Genomic DNA, 5,476 nt, shown 5'->3' on the forward strand with positions numbered 1-5,476 from the left:
AGAAAGAGTCATGGCGGCACGGGCGGCCCGGCCTTCAGGCTGACCGGTGTGAGCCGCTCGGCTCTGCCGACGCGGCTGCCTCGGCAGAGCGCGAGTGACATGCTGGCCGGAAACCCCAGGTCGAGCCGCTTGTCCATGACGCCGAACAGATCCCTTCCCCGATGACCGGCCCGGCGGCCGGGTCAGGTCAGGTCCGCGAAGGCCGGTCGGTGTGATTGGTGGAGATCCATCGGCCCAGTGTCGCCTCGGCCGCTCCGTTGTCGACGGCCTCGGCGCAGCGTGCCATCCCTGCGGCGAGCCGGTCGGTGAGGGGGGCCGTAGAAGGGGTGACCGTCACCAGGGCGGCCGCGGCGTTGAGGAGGACGACGTCGCGGATCGGTCCGCGTTCTCCGCCGAGTACGGCCCGCAGGACGCGGGCGTTGCCGGCCGCGTCGCCGCCGCGCAGCGCCGAGGGTTCGGCACGCGGCACACCGAGGTCGCGAGGGTCGAGCAAGGTCTCGGTGACGTCGCCGTCGCACACCACCCAGACCTGTGATGTGGTCACAGTGGTGAGCTTGTCGAGCCCGTCGTGCCCCCGAACGACCAGGGCGGACAATCCGCGTGCGGCCAGGAGTTCAGCCACCACCGGTGTCATCCGCGGATCCGCCACGCCGACGACCTGGTGCCGGGGGTCGGCCGGATTGACCAACGGTCCCAGGATGTTGAACGCGGTCGGCACGGCCAACTCCCGGCGTACCGCGGCGACGTGGCGCAGGGAGGGGTTGAAGTTCGGGGCGAACAGGAAGGTGATGCCCGCTTCGGCGGCTTCCCGTGCCGCCTGCTCCGGGGTCGAGTCCAGGGACACGCCGAGGTGTTCGATCAGGTCGGCGGCCCCACCGGTGGACGAGGACGCGGCCCGGCCGCCGTGCTTGACCACGGTCACCCCGGTCGAGGCCGCGACGATGGCGGCCATGGTGGAGATGTTCACCGCGCCGGTACGGTCGCCGCCGGTGCCAACGATGTCGACGGTCGTTCCCGGGATCGTGACCTTCGTCGCATGGTCCTGAAGGGCACTCACGAGCCCGCCGACCTCGGCCGCGGTCTCACCCTTTGCCCGCAGTGCGATCAGGAAGCCGGAGACCTGGGCGGAGGTCGCCGCACCTCGTACCACTTGTTCCATCGCCCAGGCCGTGTCCGAGGCGGTCAGAGGTCGGCGGTCGAGCAGGGTGGCGAGGATCGCGGGCCACGAGGGGGTGACGGAGCCGGGTATGCGGGACGGGCCGGCGGGCGGCGGGGGCGCGGTCATGGGTGGTCCTCATCTGTGCGGGCTGCCGCGATGAGACCGCTGTTGTCCCGACATGACGACGGCCGCCTCATCGAGGCGGCCGGTGGGTTCGCGCAGGAGCAGGGGCCGCCTAACAGGCGGGCCGCCAACTGCTCAAGCGCGTGATCATGCCCGAGATCGTAACAGACAGATGTACGCGGTCAGAAGATGAGCGGGACGCGGTCGAAAAGGGGGTCTTCTCCCGAACGCGGTCCCAGCGCCACGCCCGAGCCGCTTGTGCTCGTGGACGACGAGGGTGACGCGACGCCGGAGGCCCGCGGTTCGCAGGCGAGGGCGAAGGCCGCGGGAGGCGAGGACGGTCTCGGTACCTCCGTGTCATTGGGCGGGGCGGTCCGAGGTTCGTTCCGCCCGTTGTCGGTGGGCCGGTCTACCGTGAGTGGGCACAGAAACCCAGCATGAGTAAGGGGAGACCATGACCACCCTCGAGAACCGGCCGTATACCGCCCTTCTCGTCGTCGACGTGCAGAACGGTGTCGTCGTGGGAGCTCACGAGCGCGACGCGGTCGTCGCGAACGTTGGCAGCCTTGTCGAGAAGGCACGGCGGGAACGGGTCCCCGTTGTCTGGATCCAGCACTCCGACGAGCAGCTCGCGAGAGGGAGCGACGACTGGCGGATCGTCCCCGAGCTGACTCCGGGCGACGCCGAGCCGCTTGTCGAGAAGAACTACGGCGACTCCTTCGAAGACACCGCTCTGGAGACCGTGCTGTCGGGCCTTGGCGTCGGGCGACTCGTCGTCGTCGGCGCACAGACCGATTGGTGCATCCGCTCGACGCTCCATGGCGCGTTCGTCAGGGGATACGACACGACCCTTGTCGGCGACGCCCACACGACGGAGGACCAGACGGCATGGGGGGCGCCGCCGCCGGACCGGGTCATCGCGCACACGAACCTGTACTGGACCCACCAGACGGCGCCGGGGCGGACGGCCAGGACGGTCGAGACCAAGGATGTCGACTTCGGCGGCACCTCCTGAAGCCTGTGCGACCCGGACCGGGTCCGTTGACCTGCGGCGATGTACGGTTCTGTGGACGAGCTGTCGATTCGCTCCCGCTGACGGGACTACTGGTTGCGGATGAGGTCCAGCAGCGCCGCGTGGGTCTCCCGGTCGGCCGCGACGATGAGCCCGCCCGCGCCGGTATGCGGCGGCCGGCCGTCGAGGCCGGTCAGCACACAGCCGGCGGCCCGGCACAACGCGATCCCGGCGGCGAAGTGCACGCTGTCGTGAAGCCGGCCGTCGGTGACGTAGGCGGCTCGCCGACCGGCGGCGACCCAGGCCACCGCCAGGGTGGTGGAGACGACGCGCGGGCGGAACCGCTCGGCGAACCCCGGATCGGCGAGCAGGGCGGCAGCACGGAAGGCGGGTGAGTTCGGGAACGGCGGGTCGAGGTTGACGTCCACCAGTCGCGAATCCGGCGACGGCTTGAGCGGCTCGTCCACGCCGCCGCGGCGGATGTAGGCGCGGACGCCGTCGGTCCAGAACACTTCGTCGGCGAACGGGTCGGCCGAGGCCGCCACCGTGATGTCCGAGCCCACGCGCAGGGCGACGTTCACCGCCGCCAGCATGGTGTGCACGGCGTAGTTCAGCGTGCCGCACAGAGGGTCGACCAGCCACATGCGCTCCGCCCCCGCAGGGCCCGTAGGCCCGCTCTCCTCGCCGGTCACGGCATCACCGGGCCGGGCGGTGCGAATGACATCAAGGATGGCCTGCTCCGCTTCCACGTCGGCGGCCGTGGCGAAGTCACCACCGGATTTCTCCAGGCGCGTCAGCGGCGCGCCGAACATGGTGCGCACGACGGCTGCTCCCGCCTGCGCCGCCGTACGGGCCAGCTCAACGTCAGTGATCGGCATGAGCCGCAGGATAGATCAGGCGGGTCGGCCGCTTGACACCGGTGCACAGTGCGGCGGAAGGCCGCGAGCTCGTCGTAGACCTTGCGGCCCTGCAGGCAGCCGAGCATCCGGTACTCGACGGTGGCGGCCTTGATGACGTGGTTGCGTACCTTCCCTGTCAGGTGTCGATCGGGGCCGTCGCTTCTGTGGCGGCTTGCCGGAGTGCGTGGCGGCATGCCTTGATGGCGGGGTGCCGGCTGCGGCCTCGGCGTACCGCGGTGAAGATGCGGCGTGTCCGCTGGCCGCGGGGAAGTTGCCGCAGTGTGACGGTCGGGGACTGTCCGATCCATACGAGGTCGGGAAGCAGTGCGACGGCGTGGCCCTGCTCGACGAGGCGAAGGTGGATCAGGAGGTCGGTGGTCTCGAACCGTACGTCGGGTTCGAAGCCGGCGTTCCGGCACAGGGTCATGGCCCAGTGGCGGGCTGCCGTGCCCTCGGGTTCCATGGCCCAGGGACGGTCGGCGAGTGAGCGCAGCGACGCCGTGGGGCCGTCCGTGTCATCGGCCGGTTCGGGCAGCGCGAGGCGGAGGAAGTCGTCGAGCAGGTCTTCCTGTTCCAGTTCGGCGGGCCGGGGGTTGGGATTGCCCGGGTACTCCTCGGCGATGACCAGGTCGAAGTCGCGGGCCTGAAGTGCGGGCAGGGCCGTTTCCGGCGGCATCTGTGTGACGTGGGTCCGAAGGCCGGGGTGAAGGTCGCGCAGGATGTTCAGTGCGCTGGGGATCAGGGCGAGGGTGGCGGTCTGGAACGAGGCGACGCGCAGGGTCCCGGTCAGATCGGTCAGGGAGGCGGCGATGTCCGCCTCGGCGCGCTCCAGGCGTTTCAGCACCGCTTCGGTATGGGCGACGAGGATCTCCGCCTGCTCGGTCAGCCGCACGCGTCGCCCGATCGGCTCCAGTAGCCGGACGCCGGCCTCTGCCTCCAGTTGGGAGAGCTGCTGGGAGACGGAGGAAGGGCTGTAGGAGAGGGCGGCGGCGACGGCCGCGAGGGTGCCGCGGTGCTTGAGTTCGCGCAGCAGGCGTAGTCGGTGCAGGTCGAACATCGGTGGACCGTTCTCTTCGTCGTCGCGGCGAGCTTTTGATCAGTTGGTTTCTCCGATGAATATAGGTCGGAAACATTCGCTGGACCGATTGGAGTGTGTGCCGCACGCTGGCTGCGATGTCTGAGATCGCTTCTTCCGTCCGTACGCTGCCGTGGTTCGCGCGGCCCGCCGCCAGGTTCTGGACCTGTGCGCCCGCCCCCGCTGAGGTGCGGGAGTTCCATGCCTCCCTGTTCGAGTACGCCCCTACCTCGCTGATCGAACTTCCCTGGCTTGCCGTCGAGCTGGGGGTTGGGCGGGTCTTCGTCAAGGATGAGTCATCTCGTCTGGGGCTTCCCGCTTTCAAGGTGCTGGGCGCATCCTGGGCGGTGCACCGTGCCCTTGCCGAGCGGGCGGGGCGCGGTGGGGCGGGTCCGGTCACGTTGGTGACCGCCACCGACGGCAACCATGGCCGCGCTGTGGCTCATATGGCACGTCTGCTCGGCCAGCGCGCCCGCGTTTTCATCCCGTGGGGTGTTCATCCGAGGGCTGTGGCGGCCATCGCCGCCGAGCAGGCCGAGGTCGTTCAGGTCGCGGGCTCGTATGACGAGGCGGTGCGCCGGGCGGCCGAGGCGGCCGCCGCGTTGGATACGGTTCTGGTCCAGGACACCGCCTGGCCGGGCTATGAGCAGATCCCCGGTTGGATCGTCGAGGGCTATTCCACCCTCTGTGCCGAAATCGACGAGCAGTTGACGGCGGCTGGAGCCGGGATGCCCGATCTTGTCGCCATCCCGGTGGGCGTGGGCTCGCTGGCTCAGGCCGTCGTCACCCACTACCGCAGTCGTCCGGCGGGGCCGGCCCCGGCGCTGTTGTCGGTGGAACCTGTGGCTGCCCCCTGTGTCATCGAGAGCCTCGTGCGTGGCGAACCGGTCAGCGTTACCAGCGGTGAGACCATCATGGCCGGTCTGAACTGCGGCACACCCTCCACTATCGCCTGGCCTTACCTGCGTGATGGGCTGGATGCCGCCGTGGCCATCGCCGATGCCGACAGCGCCCGCGCAGCCGGTGACCTCGCCGCCCTCGGTGTTTCCTGTGGCCCCTGCGGTGCGGCCTCGCTCGCCGGCGTCCGCGCTGTGCTCACCGGCGACGGCGCCGCGCTGGTCGAGCGGGTCAGCTCCTCGAAACGGCCGATCACCCCCCGCTCCATCGCCGTCATGATCGGCGAGGGGATCATCGACTCGCGGGACTGC

General features: G+C 70.0%; 5 protein-coding genes. 2 read left to right on the top strand and 3 right to left on the bottom strand.

All coding sequences use genetic code 11. The features are described 5' to 3' along the window. Positions 1-187 precede the first annotated feature (187 nt). Positions 188-1,285, bottom strand: coding sequence for an anthranilate phosphoribosyltransferase (gene trpD / locus ABZ260_RS45475; RefSeq protein WP_355630596.1), 1,098 nt, complete (start codon positions 1,283-1,285; stop codon positions 188-190). 451 nt (positions 1,286-1,736) lie between these two features. Between trpD and ABZ260_RS45480 the strand changes: the two genes are divergently transcribed. Then, positions 1,737-2,297, top strand: a complete 561-nt coding sequence (locus tag ABZ260_RS45480; protein WP_355630599.1) for an isochorismatase family protein — start codon at positions 1,737-1,739, stop codon at positions 2,295-2,297. An 86-nt stretch (positions 2,298-2,383) separates the two neighbouring features. Here ABZ260_RS45480 and ABZ260_RS45485 read toward each other — a convergent pair whose 3' ends face one another. Further along, positions 2,384-3,172: an inositol monophosphatase family protein gene (locus tag ABZ260_RS45485; protein WP_355630602.1), complete on the bottom strand. Its 789-nt coding sequence runs from the start codon at positions 3,170-3,172 to the stop codon at positions 2,384-2,386. Between the two features lie 157 nt (positions 3,173-3,329). Further along, positions 3,330-4,250, bottom strand: a complete 921-nt coding sequence (locus ABZ260_RS45490; protein ID WP_355630605.1) for a LysR family transcriptional regulator — start codon at positions 4,248-4,250, stop codon at positions 3,330-3,332. 116 nt (positions 4,251-4,366) lie between these two features. Between ABZ260_RS45490 and ABZ260_RS45495 the strand changes: the two genes are divergently transcribed. After that, positions 4,367-5,476 (top strand): diaminopropionate ammonia-lyase (locus ABZ260_RS45495; RefSeq protein WP_355630608.1); only part of this gene is annotated, 1,110 nt, incomplete at its 3' end.

The organism is Streptosporangium sp. NPDC006013, from assembly GCF_040614275.1.
Taxonomy (GTDB): domain Bacteria; phylum Actinomycetota; class Actinomycetes; order Streptosporangiales; family Streptosporangiaceae; genus Streptosporangium.

What these genes read in the sequence shown, in the direction of transcription:
- ABZ260_RS45485 (WP_355630602.1), bottom strand. Translation starts at nt 3,172, where the DNA reads ATGCCGATCACTGACGTTGAGCTGGCCCGTACGGCGGCGCAGGCGGGA.
- ABZ260_RS45490 (WP_355630605.1), bottom strand. Translation starts at nt 4,250, where the DNA reads ATGTTCGACCTGCACCGACTACGCCTGCTGCGCGAACTCAAGCACCGC.
- ABZ260_RS45480 (WP_355630599.1), top strand. Translation starts at nt 1,737, where the DNA reads ATGACCACCCTCGAGAACCGGCCGTATACCGCCCTTCTCGTCGTCGAC.
- trpD (WP_355630596.1), bottom strand. Translation starts at nt 1,285, where the DNA reads ATGACCGCGCCCCCGCCGCCCGCCGGCCCGTCCCGCATACCCGGCTCC.